The organism is Natrinema pallidum DSM 3751 (genome assembly GCF_000337615.1).
Classification (GTDB): Archaea; Halobacteriota; Halobacteria; order Halobacteriales; family Natrialbaceae; genus Natrinema; species Natrinema pallidum.
In genome coordinates this window covers 1-14,756 of the sequence record NZ_AOII01000034.1, presented here as the reverse complement: position 1 = coordinate 14,756, position 14,756 = coordinate 1, and the positions used below count along the sequence as shown (strand labels likewise).

Annotated in this window: 16 protein-coding genes; 7 read left to right on the top strand and 9 right to left on the bottom strand. The window is 67.2% G+C overall.

Annotated elements, in window-relative coordinates:
- The first annotated feature begins 241 nt into the window (after nt 1-241).
- A complete protein-coding gene (locus C487_RS04585) occupies nt 242-2,011 on the top strand; it encodes a MutS-related protein (protein ID WP_006184517.1) in 1,770 nt (589 codons plus the stop codon).
- 19 nt (nt 2,012-2,030) lie between these two features.
- On the opposite strand, the gene C487_RS04580 is transcribed toward C487_RS04585, so the two are convergent.
- Nucleotides 2,031-2,615: a DUF6735 family protein gene (locus tag C487_RS04580; RefSeq protein ID WP_006184516.1), complete on the bottom strand. Its 585-nt coding sequence runs from the start codon at nt 2,613-2,615 to the stop codon at nt 2,031-2,033.
- A gap of 19 nt (nt 2,616-2,634) precedes the next feature.
- Here C487_RS04580 and C487_RS04575 point away from each other — a divergent pair, with 19 nt between their 5' ends.
- Nucleotides 2,635-2,829 carry a hypothetical protein gene (locus C487_RS04575; protein ID WP_006184515.1) on the top strand — a complete coding sequence of 65 codons (195 nt, stop codon included), beginning with the start codon at nt 2,635-2,637 and terminating at the stop codon, nt 2,827-2,829.
- Here C487_RS04575 and C487_RS04570 read toward each other — a convergent pair.
- From C487_RS04570 to dps, 3 genes are all read right to left on the bottom strand, one after another.
- On the bottom strand, nt 2,816-4,315 hold the full coding sequence (locus C487_RS04570; RefSeq protein WP_006184514.1) for an HTTM domain-containing protein: 1,500 nt from the start codon (nt 4,313-4,315) through the stop codon (nt 2,816-2,818). The genes C487_RS04575 and C487_RS04570 overlap by 14 nt on opposite strands.
- Before the next feature lie 159 nt (nt 4,316-4,474).
- Entirely contained in the window at nt 4,475-4,921 is a 447-nt protein-coding gene (locus tag C487_RS04565) for an SRPBCC domain-containing protein (protein ID WP_006184513.1), read from the bottom strand.
- 78 nt (nt 4,922-4,999) lie between these two features.
- Complete coding sequence (gene dps, locus C487_RS04560) at nt 5,000-5,659, bottom strand: DNA protection during starvation protein (protein ID WP_006184512.1); 660 nt, start codon at nt 5,657-5,659, stop codon at nt 5,000-5,002.
- A 135-nt stretch (nt 5,660-5,794) separates the two neighbouring features.
- Between dps and C487_RS04555 the strand changes: the two genes are divergently transcribed.
- The gene (locus C487_RS04555; protein ID WP_006184511.1) at nt 5,795-7,075 is read left to right on the top strand and encodes a DUF7405 family protein; all 1,281 of its coding nucleotides are present in this window, start codon (nt 5,795-5,797) and stop codon (nt 7,073-7,075) included.
- A gap of 118 nt (nt 7,076-7,193) precedes the next feature.
- On the opposite strand, the gene C487_RS04550 is transcribed toward C487_RS04555, so the two are convergent.
- Together C487_RS04550 and C487_RS04545 are read right to left on the bottom strand one after the other, a co-directional pair.
- Nucleotides 7,194-7,628, bottom strand: a complete 435-nt coding sequence (locus C487_RS04550; protein WP_006184510.1) for a thiol-disulfide oxidoreductase DCC family protein — start codon at nt 7,626-7,628, stop codon at nt 7,194-7,196.
- 79 nt (nt 7,629-7,707) lie between these two features.
- A complete protein-coding gene (locus C487_RS04545; RefSeq protein WP_049907939.1) occupies nt 7,708-8,082 on the bottom strand; it encodes a 2Fe-2S iron-sulfur cluster-binding protein in 375 nt (124 codons plus the stop codon).
- A gap of 135 nt (nt 8,083-8,217) precedes the next feature.
- Between C487_RS04545 and C487_RS04540 the strand changes: the two genes are divergently transcribed.
- The 3 genes from C487_RS04540 (at nt 8,218) to C487_RS04530 (ending at nt 10,349) form a co-directional block, all read left to right on the top strand.
- Nucleotides 8,218-8,994: an NAD-dependent epimerase/dehydratase family protein gene (locus tag C487_RS04540; protein ID WP_006184508.1), complete on the top strand. Its 777-nt coding sequence runs from the start codon at nt 8,218-8,220 to the stop codon at nt 8,992-8,994.
- Nucleotides 8,995-9,110: 116 nt separating this feature from the next.
- A complete protein-coding gene (locus tag C487_RS04535; RefSeq protein WP_006184507.1) occupies nt 9,111-9,905 on the top strand; it encodes a hypothetical protein in 795 nt (264 codons plus the stop codon).
- 126 nt (nt 9,906-10,031) lie between these two features.
- A complete protein-coding gene (locus tag C487_RS04530) occupies nt 10,032-10,349 on the top strand; it encodes a DUF7535 family protein (protein WP_006184506.1) in 318 nt (105 codons plus the stop codon).
- 42 nt (nt 10,350-10,391) lie between these two features.
- Here the strand turns inward: C487_RS04530 and C487_RS04525 are convergent, their stop codons facing one another.
- Nucleotides 10,392-11,402, bottom strand: a complete 1,011-nt coding sequence (locus tag C487_RS04525; RefSeq protein WP_049907928.1) for a glutathione S-transferase family protein — start codon at nt 11,400-11,402, stop codon at nt 10,392-10,394.
- A 99-nt stretch (nt 11,403-11,501) separates the two neighbouring features.
- Entirely contained in the window at nt 11,502-12,479 is a 978-nt protein-coding gene (locus C487_RS04520; protein ID WP_006184504.1) for a calcium/sodium antiporter, read from the bottom strand.
- A 118-nt stretch (nt 12,480-12,597) separates the two neighbouring features.
- Here C487_RS04520 and C487_RS04515 point away from each other — a divergent pair, with 118 nt between their 5' ends.
- Nucleotides 12,598-13,653 carry a DNA methyltransferase gene (locus C487_RS04515; protein ID WP_006184503.1) on the top strand — a complete coding sequence of 352 codons (1,056 nt, stop codon included), beginning with the start codon at nt 12,598-12,600 and terminating at the stop codon, nt 13,651-13,653.
- 295 nt (nt 13,654-13,948) lie between these two features.
- Here C487_RS04515 and C487_RS04510 read toward each other — a convergent pair whose 3' ends face one another.
- Complete coding sequence (locus C487_RS04510; RefSeq protein WP_049907926.1) at nt 13,949-14,611, bottom strand: potassium channel family protein; 663 nt, start codon at nt 14,609-14,611, stop codon at nt 13,949-13,951.
- Nucleotides 14,612-14,756: the final 145 nt, after the last annotated feature.

Here is a 14,756-nt window from a genome sequence, read left to right as displayed (position 1 = left end):
TGGAAGTCAGTAGGGCACCGAGCCGATAAAAACCCCCGTGTTTGTGCTTGTTCAGCTCTCCGAAGACCAGCCTAGTACGCATACCCGTGTATATGTTGTGTGTGGACACGCGGTGGTATTCGAGAACCCGCCGCTGCGTCTCGCTGCCGCTGTAGGCGAACACCGGCCCGGGCAGTCGTTGTGCGGAGACCACGGCGGCCAATGAACAGTGTTCAAGACACTCGCCGCGAGTGCCCCACGTATGCGACTCGAGGAGTACTGGGGAGTCGGCCCGAAGACGCGGGCGACACTGGTCGACGAGTTGGGAAGAACGGCGGCGATCCGGGCGATCGAAAGCGGCGATGTGCGGGCGCTGTCCGATGCCGGACTCGCCCGCGGCCGAGCGACGCGGATCCTCCGTCGCGCGACCGACGGGTCGGGGATGGACGTGTTGGCGACCAGTGACTCCCGCGCGGCGTACAAGGACCTGCTGGATCTGGCGGTCGACCACGCCGTCACCCAGCGTGCAGCCGACCGAATCCGAGTGCTAACGCCGCTCCACAGCCGTGAGGCGATGAACGAGCGTCTCGACGACGTGCTCGCGGCACGAGACGCTTGGGCCGCGCTCTCCGAAGACGATCGGACCGCCGTGCTCGAGGCCTACGAACGCTACGACGAGCGCGACGGCAGCGAACACGCCGCCGTCGAGGCCGCGCTCGCGCTGCTCGCGGCCGGCGTCGATTCCGGCCCGTTTGCCGTAATCGCTGACCTCGAGCGCGAGCAACTCGCGACGGCCGCCGAGGCGCTGGGGACACTCGACAACGGCCGCGTGCGAAAGGGTGCCGACCGGGACCTCGATCGCCTCCGGGACGCACTCGGGGCCGTCGAGGATATGGACGCGAACGCGCTCGCGCTGATCGAGGACCTGCGCGCCGACGGCGTCCACGACGCCGAGGGGTTCCGCCAGTCGTTCGAGGACCGCCTGTTGACCGAGACGGACGTGACGATCGACCGGGTGCGGGACGCGATGCCCACCGACGCGACGGACGCGACCGACTTCGTCGGCGACACGCTGCGGACGCTTCGGCGTGACCTCACCGAAGCGGTCGACGAGCGCGAGCGGACCGTCGCGACCGATTTCGAGGACGCGCTGGCCGATGCACGCGACGCGGTCGACCGGGCCGTCGAAGCGGTCGACGACATCGCCTTGCACCTTTCGCTGGCACGGTTCGCGCTCGAGTACGGCTGTACTCGCCCCATATTCGTCGCGGAGGACGACGCCGCGGTCTCCGTCGTCAATGCGCGCAACCTGCGCCTCGCAGCCCGCGACGACGAGTCGGTCCAGCCGGTCACCTACGCGCTCGGGGAGCACGGTATCCCGAGCGTGCCCGACGGCGTCACCGCGGTTCCCGGCGAGGAACGTGTCGCCATCCTGACGGGGGCCAACAGCGGCGGGAAGACGACCGTCCTCGAGACGCTGTGTCAGGTCGTCTTGCTCGCGATGATGGGACTGCCGGTTCCCGCCGACCGGGCCGAGGTGACGCCCGTCGACTCGCTGGTCTTTCACCGCCGGCACGCGAGTTTCAACGCCGGCGTCCTCGAATCGACGCTGCGCTCGATCGTCCCGCCGCTCTCGGCGGCGGGTCGTACCCTGCTGTTGGTCGACGAATTCGAGGCGATCACGGAACCCGGCAGCGCGGCGGACCTGCTCCACGGGCTCGTCACGCTCTCGGTCGACCGCGAGGCGCTGGGTGTGTTCGTCACCCACCTCGCGGACGACTTAGAGCCCCTGCCGCCCGAAGCGCGGGTCGACGGTATCTTCGCCGAGGGGCTCGACCCCGACCTCGAGTTGCGCGTCGATTATCAGCCCCGGTTCGACACCGTGGGCCGGTCGACGCCGGAGTTCATCGTCTCGCGATTGGTTGCCAACGCCGGCACCCGGACCGAGCGGGCCGGGTTCGAGACGCTGGCAGAGGCGGTCGGCAACGAGGCCGTCCAGCGGACGCTCGCGGACGCTCGCTGGACGGAGTGAGTCCGAGCCCGCTTCGGACTCACTCCTCGAACTCGACACTCTCGTCCGTCGGTTCGTCGCGGTTCGCGGCCGCGAACCAGCGGTCCGGTGTGGGCGTATCCGTCGACTCGCCGCCGGTCGACTCGCCGTACGTGTACGGGATTCCGTCTCGCTCCTCACAGACGCGGGCCTCGAGATACGCCCGTGCCGCCCGTCGCGGGAGCGCCCCCATCTCGATGACATCGCCCAGAGCCGTCTTGGTCGCGCGAAACCAGACCGTGACTACCCCTTCATCGGCGGGCCGCGTTGGGACGATCGCGCCGCGGTCGCCGCCGCGACCGTCGCCCCACTCGAGCCAGCAGACGCGATACGCCTCGACGCCGTAGTCGTCCGCCGGGGCGACGAGAAAGAACGCCTCGTGCACGCAGGGCTCGAGGTGGTCCCGGAGGATTCGCTCGAGCGTGATCGAGGCCGCCAACAGGGGCCCCTCGACCGCGCCGTCCGCGAGGGGCGTCGTCGCCGTGATCTCGTCCGCGAGCGATAGCGTCTCACCGCCCCAGTGACTGTATCGCAGGTCGTAGAGGCGATCCGGCCGCCGGTAGGCGACGAGGGCTCTATGTCCCATCGGCCACCCGGTCGAAACGGTGCGAATCGAGCCACTCGAGGCGCAAGCGGGAATGCAGTTCGGTGCTCACGGCGAGTCTGGCCGCGTGTCCGTACTTGAACCTGCGGACGGGAGCGGCGGCCGGCAGCGATCGCACCGCTCGGTGTGTCGCTCGGAAGACGGCCGCCCGCGGTCGTATACCGTCGACCCGTCGAAGGCCGTCAACACCGACTGACGATCAGTTCGTGGGGCGTCGGCTCGCCGACCGGGCCGTTCGCATCGACCGACTGATCGACGCGATAGATCGTTACCGACTCGACGCCATCGGGGGCCTGCGCACAGAAGTACGATCCCGCGGCCTCGCGCGCGGGTTCGCCTGCACCCTGTCCTTTCCGTCCGTACCGCTCCCAGAGCGTCGACGAATACCGCGCGGCGACGTCGGGCGGGCCGTCGAACGTCGCCGGTCCGCCGCGAAGGAGATCGGTCGACTCCCCGGCCGCGTCGGTCGCTTCGACGACGTACCAACTGTACGTATCGGGCGGGTTCGGCGCGAAAAAGGCCCAACTCGAGTGTTCGAGAACGCTGTCGCCGCCCGCACTCGGGTTGTCGACCAGACCCGCCGCCGTGACCTGCCAACTCGCCGCAGCGAGGAACACACAGACGAGAAGCGCCGCCGCGGCGAGTCGCGTGCCGCGTCGGACGCGCGGTGAGAGCACGGACCGGGACATCGATCCCGCCTCGGTTCGCTCGCCGCGTGGCCGAAGCGCGCCGAGTCGGCGTGCGAGCCCGGTTGCCGAACCGAGGTGCTCGAGCCGGTCCCAGACCGGCGGCGGGAGAAAGACCACCAGGACGGTGACCATAATCAGCGGAAACATACCCAGACGCATCGTCGCTGCCATGCTGAGATGTGCGCCGACGTAGGCGGCGACGGTCGCGGTTCGGAGCCGGCCGGTCGCGAGCACGAGCAGGACCGACGCCGAGAGAACGGCGACCCAGAGCCAGTTGATCGCGGTCAGGAGGGCGGGATAGTCCGCGATCGTCGGCCCCAGATACCCGGTGAAGCTCTCGAGTCGAAAGATACGCTGGACCGCGATGCCGGAGAGCCACTCCTCGCTCCGGAACTTGAGAACCGCGTTGATCGCGTAGATAACGACGACGTGCAAGAGGAGGAGGGCGGTCGCCGTCGAAACCACGCGCTGTCCGTCGCGGGAGTCGCGCTGGCGAGGACGGATCGCCCACCGAGCGTCGAGGGGGAGCACCGCCGCGAAAAGCAGCAACGAGATGAGTATCGTGTCACCGCCGTTGACCAGGTACGGGTTGCGAGCGTGCAGCGATGTGAGGAGAAGCGCCGATCCGATGGCCGCGAGTCGATGTCTGTAGCCGAGCAGCACACACACCGTGAGAGCACCGGTGACAGCGAGCAAGAGGGCTTGCACCCATACCGAGCCCGACAGGGCGTACAGCGACCAGCGTGCGAGCGTCGGCGACAGTTCGTCGAGGGTGGACCGCGGGAGGATTCCCGCGTCCGTATAGAACGTGACCAGTCCCGGGGCTCGGAGGACGATCAGATCGAGCACGACGACCAGCCCCAGCCCGATCCGGAACGCGGCCAGCGCCCGCGGATCGATTCCGAGACGCGATCGGACGAGCACCCGAACAGCAGCGCGCGTCGTCGTCGCGCCGCCGGTCGCAGTCGCGGATTCGGACGAGGCTCCTGTCATGCCAACTACCGAGTCGGTCCCGAGTTGTAAACCGATATATAAGTACTTTCTCCTGACCGTCGCCGACGGTGGACAGTGACTCACCGCGAACGCTCGACCACCGCCCGACGATGACGGATACGACGCCGGCACTCCTGCACGTCGGACGGAGGGGCGCGGTCACGGAGTCGCGCTCGCCCGTCGCTCGGCGCGGGTCGCGATCGCCTCGTTCATCGCGACGAACGCCCGTTCGACGCGGGCCGCGTCGAAGACCAGCGGGACGAACGCGCCGCGAACGGTTTCGCGCTGGAGCAGCCGCGTGCGCCGCCCGTCGTCGATCGGCTCGAGGTGAAACTCGTGGTAGCGGTCGAACGCGAACGGGACCACGAGCCGGTCGAGCCAGGCGAGTCGGCGGGTGGGTTCGACGGTGATGGCCATCGGGCCGTCGAGGAACCGCCCGAGGTCGGCCGACGCGTCCCCGGTCCGTTGCATCGAGGGATCGACTGCAACCCCTTCGATCGTCCGGCTGATCGGGTCCCATTCGGGATACGTGTCGAAGGCGAGAAGCGCTTCCCAGACGACCGCGGGCGGGGCGTCGATCTCGACGAAGACCTCGACCTGGTTCATGCAACTTACTACCACGCTCAGCGGGATGGCTGTATCGGTCGAAACGCCACCGTCTCTCCCGCGGAGGGTGCCTGTCGCCTATGCGCTGTCGTTGAACCGCCGGTTCGTCGAGAGCGGCGCATCGCCCGGCTCACCCCGGACGAAGTGGCCGGCCGGATTGATCTCGCCGTCGCGCTCCATCGAGAGGAGTTCGACGAACCACGCCTCGTGTTCGATCTCCTCCTGTAGGATGCGCTGGGCCATGTCGTAGGTGCGCGGATCGACGCCGTGGGTCATGTCACAGATCTCCGACCACGTTCGAATGGCACAGCGTTCGGCCTCGAGCAGTACCTCGAGGATGCCCTCGGCGCTGAGCGAATCGGTATCGAAGCTCCCGTCGCCGGCCATCGGGACCGGGACCGCGGCGTCGGGACAGGACGCCCGATCCGCGAACTCGCGAATGTCGTTGGGGAGCGCACCGCCGAGTTCGTACACCCGCGGTGCGACCAACTCGAAGTGCGCCCGGTCCTCGAGGCGGGCATCCTCGGTGATCTCCTTGTAATCCTCGTGACCGGCGAGGTGCATTCGCAGGTTCGTGTAGTAGTAGTACGTCGTGAATTCGGCACCGATGGCGTCGATCAGTTTCTCGCGCAGGTCCTCGGGCTCGAGTCCCCGTTCGCGAAGGACGGCCATGCCGACGCGCTCGCTCGTCTCCCCTGCATCGACGGTGCCCGCCGCGTGTGGTTTGTCGTTTGACATCCACCGACCCACTCCCAGCACTCGCTGCATGAATCTTTGCTTGCAACTGCAGCCCGCGAACGTCGGGATTTCGTCGGACGTGCACCCGATAGGGTGACCGCAATATCCTTACTCGTCAGCCCCCGAAGGTCGCGTATGAACGGTTCGGATCACGGCCTCTCGCGTCGCGCGTTCGTCCGCAGTGCCGTCGCCATCGGTGGTGCGAGCGCACTGTCCGCCTGTCTCCAGCGCGAGGAGCCCGAAGACGTCCCGCAGGCCGCTCTCGCGCCGGACGAACTCCCCGACCGCCAACACGCCTGGAACGAGTTCCTCGCCACGGACGACCACGGGAACGTCGTCCCACCCGAACACCACCTCCTGCTCGGCCTCGAGTACGTCGGCGACGGCCCGGCCGAGGTCGAACGCGAACGCGAGCGACTCGAGGCCGCGCTTCGAACCCTCGAACGGGCCTACAAGCGCGGAAACGAGGGGCTGGCGTTTACGATCGGCTACGGGCCGAACTACTTCGATCGGTTCGATACCGCCCTCCCCGACGGCGTCGATCTGCCCGCGCCCGAAGCGCTCGCGCCGATCGAGGACCCGCAACTCGACGCGTACGACGCGCTCGTCCATCTGGCCAGCGACTACGGCCACGTCACGCTCAGCGCCGAGGAAGCCCTGAAAGGCGACCTCGACGAACTGAACGGCCTCGCGGTCGAGGGCTCGCTCGCGGGCGTCTTCGACGTGGCCGAGCGCCGGACGGGATTCATCGGCCGCGGCCTCCCGGCGGACAACCAGGCCGGCGTCAGCGGCATTCCCGACGGCGAACCCGTTCCGGCGGACGCGCCGCTGTTTATGGGATTCAAATCGGGGTTCAGGAAGACCCAGGCCAGCGAGGACCGCGTGACGATCGACGAGGGCCCGTTCGCCGGCGGCACGACGATTCACCTCTCGAAGATCCAGCTGCACCTCCACCAGTGGTACGAACAGGACAGCCGCGACCAGCGCGTCGCCAAGATGTTCTCCCCGGCCCACGCCGAAGACGGGCTCGTCGAGGGGGCCGGCCACAATCTCGGCGACTCGAGCCGGATCGCCGAGGTCGGCGGGAGCGCGGCCGACGACGCGCGAAACGAGGGAACGGTCGGTCACGCGCAAAAGGCGGCTCGCGCCCGCGAGGACGGCGAACCGATCATTCTCCGACGGGATTTCGACTCGACCGACGACGACCGGGCTGCCCTCCACTTCCTCTCCCTGCAGCGTTCGATCGAGGACTTCGTGACGACGCGGCGGGCGATGACCGGCAGCGACCTCACCGAGGGATCGGTCAACTCGCGGACGAACAACGGCATCCTCCAGTATATCAGCGTCCGCAACCGGGCGAACTACCTCGTGCCGCCGCGGGATCGCCGTGCCTTGCCCGCGCCGAATCCGGCGTAGCGGATCGGGTCGGCACTGCCGTACTCGAGACGCGGTTCGATCGAGGTGCAGTAATCGAGCGGTCGCTTGATCGAACCGCTCGCCCACGAGGGTCGTGGCCGGGCCGCCGAAACCAATCTCAGGCGTCCGGACTATGGGTCCGCGTCCCGGCAGTCGCGAGAGTATCGAACAGCGCCGCGGCGTCGTCGGACAGCGGATAGGCGTCGTGATAGGGATCGATCTCTCGATCGGTTCCCGAGACGAACTGTACGGCGTCCGCGACCCGTTCGTAGCTCTCGTCGACGATGTCCCGGACGAGCACGGGCAGTCCGGCCCGCTCGCACAGTTCGGTGGCGGCAGCCCGCCCCGCCCAGACCGTTTCGGCCTCGATATCGACGAAAAAGAGCGCGAAGGGAGTGTCGCCGAACTGGGCCGCGAGGAACTCCTGTGCGGCCGGGTCGTCCCACGGAACGACGCCGACGGACTCGAGGCGTCGCACCGCGGTCGAAGCCGCCGAACAGAAGGGGCAGTCGCCGTCGTAGAGCAGGAGACCCGTAAACTGTGGGTCGGCCATACTCACCGGTACGCCGCGGGGGCGGAAAACGTTCCGTGGGGCAAGTGCCGGGTCCGGTTACGTCGAACCGCGTTCGCCCCTAATCGAGTTTCGACCGCCCCGGCGGCTTGTCGTGGTCGGCGCGATGCCGGAGCAGTGCCTCGGACTGTTCGACCTCGATGACGCAGTCGGAGCGGGGCCGAGCGACGCAGGTGAGAACGAAGTTCGCCGCCTCGTCCGACGGGTAGTATCGTTTGGCCAGACTGTGATCGACTTCGCCGGAGCGGAGTTTCGCACCGCAAGTGATACACCACCCTTGCTGGCAGTCCGCCGACAGCCAGAGGCCCGCCGATCGGGCCGCCGCGAGGATCGACTGATCCTCGCGGACCTCGATGGTCCGGGACTCGCCCGCGGCGTCGAGAGCCGCGTCCTCGGGGATGCGAAGTTCGACCTCCCAAGTCGTGGGGGCAGTCACGGGACCGGGTACGATCGGGTCGGACAAAGGTCTGCGGCCGACCGTTGACAGCGTTGCGTCACCATCTCGAGTCGCCGGCGCGAGGCCGGAAGGCGCTGGCCCGATCTATTTCCGCGCCGTGACCGTCCGGTCCGTATGACGGCCATCGCAATCACCGGCGCATCGGGGACCGTCGGGAGGGAAGCCATCGCGGCGTTTCCGGACGACGGCCACGAACTCACGTGCTTCTCACACAGCGAGACCGACGACCTCGACACCCAGCCCCTCGAGATCAAGGATCGCGAAGCGTTCGCGAGCGCGCTCGAGGGCCAGGACGTGTTGCTCCACCTCGCGGCGAATCCGTCGCCGCGGGCCGAGTGGGACGAGGTGCGAGGGCCGAACATCGGCGGCGTCTACAACGCGTTCGAAGCGGCGATCGAGCACGACCTCCAGCGGGTGGTCTTCGCGAGTTCGAACCACGCGGTCAACATGCGAAACACCGTCTCGGGAATCCGGCCGGAGTCGACCGTGGGCCGTCCGGCCATCGTCCGACCCGACGATCCGGCGGACCCCGACACCTACTACGGCGTCACCAAGGTCTTCGGCGAAGCCATGGGATCGTACTACGCGAAGCGCCACGGCCTCGAGGTGGTGAACCTGCGGATCGGCTGGCTGCTCACCCGTGACGATCTCAGACGGGAGTGTCAGGAGCGGGACGGTGCGGGCGAGCGCTACGCCCGCGCGATGTGGCTGAGTCCCGACGACTGCCGGCGGCTGCTCAACGCGGCCGTGACGGCAACCCTTGGCGGGTCGCCCCTGACCGCACACGGAATCTCCGCCAACGCCGAACGCTTCCTCTCGCTGTCCGAGACGATGCGCGACCTCGGCTATCGGCCACGAGACGACGCCGAGACGGTTCTGAACGACGAATGAGGCGATCCGACAGCGGACGAACGGCCGCGACTCCACTCCGTCCGCAATCCGCCCCCTGACAACAGAATATCAACGCGACAGAACGAATTATGGTATCGCGGCCGCATACGGGAAACATGGCCCGCGACTCTCCATCGGACGACGCGATCACCGCTGCGGCGGACGTCGTCGATGTCCTTCGCCAGTTCGGTCTCTCCGACGAGGAGATCGTCGGCGGCGCGATCGAGGCTCCCGATTCGATACGCGACGCGACGAAAGCGGTCGCCGTCGACGGGGCCGTTGTACGGGGGCTCGGTACCGGCAGCGATCCCGAACGCGCGAAAACCGGGACGGTACAGGGCATCCTGAGCGAGAGCGGCCGCGGCGTGACCGCGGACAACACCTACCACCACAAACGCACTCTCGAGGTGCCGCTCGACAGAGCGCTGGCCGAGTTCGGATACGGGTTCGAATTTCGGAGCATCGGGAGCGACGAGTGGATCGAACCCGAGCATCCGGATCATCCCAGAGCGTTCCGGCTGGTCGTGGTCGACGATGCGAACGACCCCGTTGCGACGGCCGCGTTTCGATACCCGCCGACCGACGGCGCGCACTCGAGTCGCCTGTGTCGAGCCCTCGGGACGGCACTGAACGACACCGTTCTCGCCGCGATCGACGTCCGCATGCTCCTCCTTGACGACGGCAGCGGGTCGTTCAAGTGGGTCGTCGTCGATCGGGAAACGCTCGAGACGCTGGCGTCGGCGTACGGGCCGACGCTCGCGGTGTTCGGGGAGCCACTCGTGCGGCGCGGGCCGGAGTACAAATACGGTTTCCGGGAGCTCGACCGGTCCGCCGCGGTCGATCACCAGTCCGAATTCGGGGTCCCGGAGCCCGAGGAGACGTTCGCGATCGAAACGGCCTACGACCTGTAGGGAGCGTCGCGTCGTCACTCGACCAACCCACCATCGAAATGACAGGTAGGATGACTGCCGGCATCGGTATCGCGGTCGCTCGAGGGGATCGAAAGACGGAATACCGACACGTTCGTAGCCGAGCACATGTCAGTCAAGGTGTCCGAGTCGACGGGCTACGGGCCGAACACCCAGATGTCACTGTTCGGCTATATCATGGCCGCAGTGCTCGTGGTCGTTCTCATCCCGTTGATCCCCGTTCTCGTTCCCGTCTGGATTCTCTGGAAAGTATTCGTCGCGGACGAGGAGTTCGAGCACAGCTTCGAAACCTGGCGTCGCGAGTCCGGGCGCACCGGCTCCGGCCGCCACGACTCCGTCGAACCGGAAACCGAAGCCGACGAATCGGACGCCGAAGACGCCGATGTTGCAGACGCCGAGGCCGACCGAACGGCCGCGGAGTCCTAACGCCGCCGGCCCGTTCGGTTTCCGCTCGAGTGTCCCGTCCGGCTAGTCGTCGGTACGCGCCGCCGCGACGAGATCGGACGGCGGTCCGCCCGGACGGTCGTCGCGGTCGTGGGGAGCCTCGAAGTGCAGATCGGGGCCGCGAGCGACGATCCGGTGTGGATTCACGTCGGGGTGGGTCGTGTAGTAGTGTTCTTTGATGTGGGCCATGTTCACCGTCCCGGCGACGCCGGGCGTCTGATACAGATCACGGAGGTACGGCCAGAGGTTGTCGTACTCGCGGATGTACTGGACGTTACACATGAAGTGCGTGTGATAGACGTTATCGAACCGAACGAGCGTCGTGAACATCGCGATATCGGCCTCGGTCAGTCGGTCGCCGGCGAGGTAGCGCTGATCGGCCAGCACCTCGTCCCAGTGATCGAGCGCCGAAAAGAGGTCGTCGACCGCCTCGTCGTAGGGCCCCTGCTCCGTGGCGAATCCGGCCCGATAGACGCCGTTGTTGATCGGCTCGTAGATCTCGTCGATGATCCGGTCGACCTCGTCGCGGTATCCCTCGGGATAGAGATCAACGTCTCGAGACGCGACGTCGTCGAACTCGGTGTCGAGCATCCGCATGATCTCCGCGGACTCGTTGTTGACGATGGTCCCCTCCTTCTTGTCCCAGAGGACCGGGACCGTTACGCGACAGGTCGCGTCCGGGTCCGCGCGCACGTACAACTCGCGGAGGAAATCGGCGTCGTGGCGGTGGTCACGCGTACAGCCCTCCTTGTCCGGCGTGAACTGCCAGCCGTCCGCGTCGCGGTACGGGTCGACGATCGAGACGGAGATCGCGTCCTCGAGTCCCAACAGTGCCCGCGTTATCAGCGTCCGGTGAGCCCACGGACAGGCGTAGGCGGCGTACAGGTGGTATCGGCCGGCCTCGGGCTGGAACCGAGCGTCGGGTTCGTCCCGAACCTCGTCCCGGAAGGGGGTCGTCTGGCGTTCGTACGAGCCGTCGTCGCCAGTCGACTCGTAGGCGTCGGTCCGCCACTCGCCGTCGACGAGCATATTCATACACGAACGGAGGGTGGCTGGATACAAATGGTCTCGCTAACACTCGTGTCACCGGGCTTTCGGGGCGGCACGCGTTCGATCCGGTCGGTGTCCAGCGGCTCACGGAATCAGACTCACGACCGAGTAGCCCACCCCGAGAACGACGAGCGAGACTCCCTCGAGGCGGGTGAGCCGCCGTCCGGTCGCGAGCACGGCCGTGGCGAACGCGGTCAGTACGCCCAGCCACGCCAACGCAACGAAGACGGCCGGATCGGCGGTGAGCGGCCGGAACACCGCGGCGATCCCCAGCACGCCGACGACGTTGAAAATGTTCGATCCGATGACGTTCCCCGCGGCGATACTGACGCCGTCCCCGCGAGCGGCCACGACGGAGGTCACGAGTTCCGGGATCGAGGTGCCGGCCGCGACGACCGTCGCACCGATCGCCCACTCCGAAACACCGGCGGCGAGGGCGAGTCCGACTGCCGAATCGACCAGGACGCGCCCCCCGACGATGACGAGGACGAGACCGACGAGGATGCGTCCACCCTCGATACCGACACGAACGTCGTGTCGGTCGCGCTCAGCGAGAGCGGTCGTACCGCCGTCGATCGGTTCCGCTCGCCCGCCGTCTCCGTCGGTTGCCGCTCGAATCGCGACCCAGAGCACACCGAGATAGCAGGTCAGGAGAACGAGGAGTATCGCCCCCTCGAGTCGCGAAACGACGCCGTCGGCGAGGACGGCGGCTGCGACGATCGTCGACCCCGCCATCGCGATCGCGTCGCGGCGGAGTAACGATTCCATCACGCGAAACGGCGTGATGACGGCGACGAGACCGAGGATGACGCCGGTGTTGAACACGTTCGAACCGATGACGTTTCCCACCGCGACGTCACCCCGACCCTCGACTGCGGCCCCGGTCGAGACCACGATTTCCGGCGCTGACGTCCCAAACGCGACGACAGTGAGGCCGACGACGAGCGCGGACACGCCCGCCGCACTGGCGAGTCTAGATGCGCCGGTCACGAGCGACCGTGCGCCGAGCCACAGAGCGAGGGCGGCGATGCCGAACAGAACGACATCCTCGAGGAGCACCATCGATAGCAGTCGCCTTTCGGACGAACGGCCAAAAATGGCGGGCACGCAGCGGTCCGATCTCCCGCGCAGGTCGACCCGAGGCACAAGCGTTTAAGCGGCCCGAGTGAGCACTCGAGGTATGGCAGACGACGGGGATCGACACCGCCAGAGCCGCCTGTTCACGGACGACGACGGCGCGTTCGACGCCGACCGTGCACGGGAGGAATCCCTGCCGGTCGAAGACGGCGAGGTGATCGATACCGACGACCTTGCCGACCACCAGCGCTACGTCGAGGGACGCGGAATCTACGACGAGCGCAATCGAGTGAACGACCTCACGGGCAAGGAGTGGAAATACGCCACGAAGTCCGTGATCGCCGAGGGCTACCCGCCTGCCGTCCAGCACGACCGGCGCAACGAACACGGCGGCCAGAAACCGCCGCGACTCTGTGCGGACCTGATCGGCCGGTTCAGCAAGGCCGGCGACACCGTCCTCGATCCCTTTGCGGGCGTCGGCGGCACCCTGCTCGGTGCGAGTTTCTGCGAACACGAGGGGACCGGCCTGCGGCACGCAATCGGATTCGAACGGACCGAGCGCTGGGTCGATCTCTACCGGGAGGTTCTCGAGGCGGAAAACGACGAGCGCCGCGCTCGCGGCGACCCGCCCCTCGCCGAGCAAGACATGCGCCACGGGGACTGCGTCGAATTACTCGCCGACGTCCCCGACGACTCCGTGGACCTCCTGCTGACCGACGTTCCGTACTGGCACATGGACGAACTCGAGCAGACGCGCAACGAGCGCGAAACGCGCGAGAGCAAGTTGGGATCGTTCGGCGGTGCCGAAGCCAGTGACGCGACCGTCGACACCGATGCGGACGATGGAGGCGGCAGCGAACGAACGAAAGCCGAGTGGCTCGCCGACATGGCCGACAAGTTCGACCGGTTCACCGACGCCGTCACGCCGGACGGTCACGTCGTCGTCTTCATCGGCGACATGTACCGCGAGCAGTCCTACGAGTTCCTCTCGGCGGACCTCGCGCGGGCGATCGAGTCGACCGCCCCGCTCACGCTCGCGGCGAACCTGATCTGGTACGATCCGACGAAGGACCTCCACGTCTACGGCTACCCCTTCTCGTTCGTCCCCTCGATGGTCCACCAGAACGTCCTCGTCTTCCGTCTCGAGGCCGGGAACTGAACCGCGGCCGAGTCGTTGCTGCCGGCCGCCGGGCGGCAAGTGATGCCTGACGGTGGGTCGGATGCCCACCGCGGACGGGGTAAAACCGACCGAGTCTGACTCCCGTCTGTCGGTCGTCTGACGCGGTTTTATTGGGCCCCAGCGTGACGAAAGGAATAGGCGCGCGACGGTCTCCCCACCCCTCCCCCATCCAGCCGTCTGCGCGCCTACTCCCGTTCCTCTCCCCCCTTTTGAGAGTAGCAGATGAACGATACCGCCCGAGCGGAAATCGAATCGGGTACAGCGATCCGCTCGATCAGGCGTTCGCGGGCAACAGGGTCGACCGAACGTCGTCCGTGCGATCGCTTTCGATGATGAGCGCGACCTCGTCGCCGACCTCGAGTTCGGTCCCCGGGAGCGGAATCGTCAGCGACTCGCGGGCGCGACCGTGGGCGTAGATCCGCGCGGACTCGGGCAAGTCGAGTTCGCTCATTCGCTTGCCGACCGCCGGCGACCCCTCGCGAATCTCGAGGACCGTCAACTGGAGGGTCGCGGCGAGGTCGGCCACGACGTTGAAGTCGCCGCCGAGCAGGGCCGTCTTCGCGCCGGCAGCCCCGAGCCGTTCGGGGTAGATGATCTCGTCGACCTCCTCGGCATACTTCTCGTAGATGTCCTCGCGGTAGTCCTCGTCGATCCGCAGAACGGTCCGACAGCCGTGGTGCGTACCGACCATGCAGGCCGCGAAATTGGCGTTGAGATCGGGCGTGAACGTGCCGATCGCGTCGGCGCTCTCGATCCCGGCGTCGACGAGAACGTCCTCGTCGGCACCGTCCCCCCGGATCGTCTCGAGCGCGTCGTCGCTGGCGCGCTCGAGGCGGTCCATGTCGTTGTCGACGATGACGACCTCGTGGCCCTCTTCGGCGAGGATCGTTGCCGTCCGCGAGCCCACTCGGCCATAACCCACGATGACAAACCTCATGCTATCGTGGTACGCGCTCCGAGGTCAAATACGTTGGTCCGACTGCCACGGTGGTGTTAAGTTAGGAACGAGGCGGTCGAAGCTTCGGATGTCCATGGCCGAAATCGACCGCCTCGATGTCTCTACTGAGTGGATAGACTTGGAG

Bases quoted from the DNA above. Each gene is read 5' to 3' on its own strand.
- C487_RS04510 (WP_049907926.1), bottom strand. From the start codon at position 14,611: ATGAGGTTTGTCATCGTGGGTTATGGCCGAGTGGGCTCGCGGACGGCA.
- C487_RS04565 (WP_006184513.1), bottom strand. From the start codon at position 4,921: ATGAACCAGGTCGAGGTCTTCGTCGAGATCGACGCCCCGCCCGCGGTC.
- C487_RS04555 (WP_006184511.1), top strand. From the start codon at position 5,795: ATGAACGGTTCGGATCACGGCCTCTCGCGTCGCGCGTTCGTCCGCAGT.
- C487_RS04520 (WP_006184504.1), bottom strand. From the start codon at position 12,479: ATGGTGCTCCTCGAGGATGTCGTTCTGTTCGGCATCGCCGCCCTCGCT.
- C487_RS04580 (WP_006184516.1), bottom strand. From the start codon at position 2,615: ATGGGACATAGAGCCCTCGTCGCCTACCGGCGGCCGGATCGCCTCTAC.
- C487_RS04540 (WP_006184508.1), top strand. From the start codon at position 8,218: ATGACGGCCATCGCAATCACCGGCGCATCGGGGACCGTCGGGAGGGAA.
- C487_RS04515 (WP_006184503.1), top strand. From the start codon at position 12,598: ATGGCAGACGACGGGGATCGACACCGCCAGAGCCGCCTGTTCACGGAC.
- C487_RS04550 (WP_006184510.1), bottom strand. From the start codon at position 7,628: ATGGCCGACCCACAGTTTACGGGTCTCCTGCTCTACGACGGCGACTGC.
- C487_RS04585 (WP_006184517.1), top strand. From the start codon at position 242: ATGCGACTCGAGGAGTACTGGGGAGTCGGCCCGAAGACGCGGGCGACA.
- C487_RS04535 (WP_006184507.1), top strand. From the start codon at position 9,111: ATGGCCCGCGACTCTCCATCGGACGACGCGATCACCGCTGCGGCGGAC.
- dps (WP_006184512.1), bottom strand. From the start codon at position 5,659: ATGTCAAACGACAAACCACACGCGGCGGGCACCGTCGATGCAGGGGAG.
- C487_RS04570 (WP_006184514.1), bottom strand. From the start codon at position 4,315: ATGACAGGAGCCTCGTCCGAATCCGCGACTGCGACCGGCGGCGCGACG.
- C487_RS04530 (WP_006184506.1), top strand. From the start codon at position 10,032: ATGTCAGTCAAGGTGTCCGAGTCGACGGGCTACGGGCCGAACACCCAG.
- C487_RS04525 (WP_049907928.1), bottom strand. From the start codon at position 11,402: ATGAATATGCTCGTCGACGGCGAGTGGCGGACCGACGCCTACGAGTCG.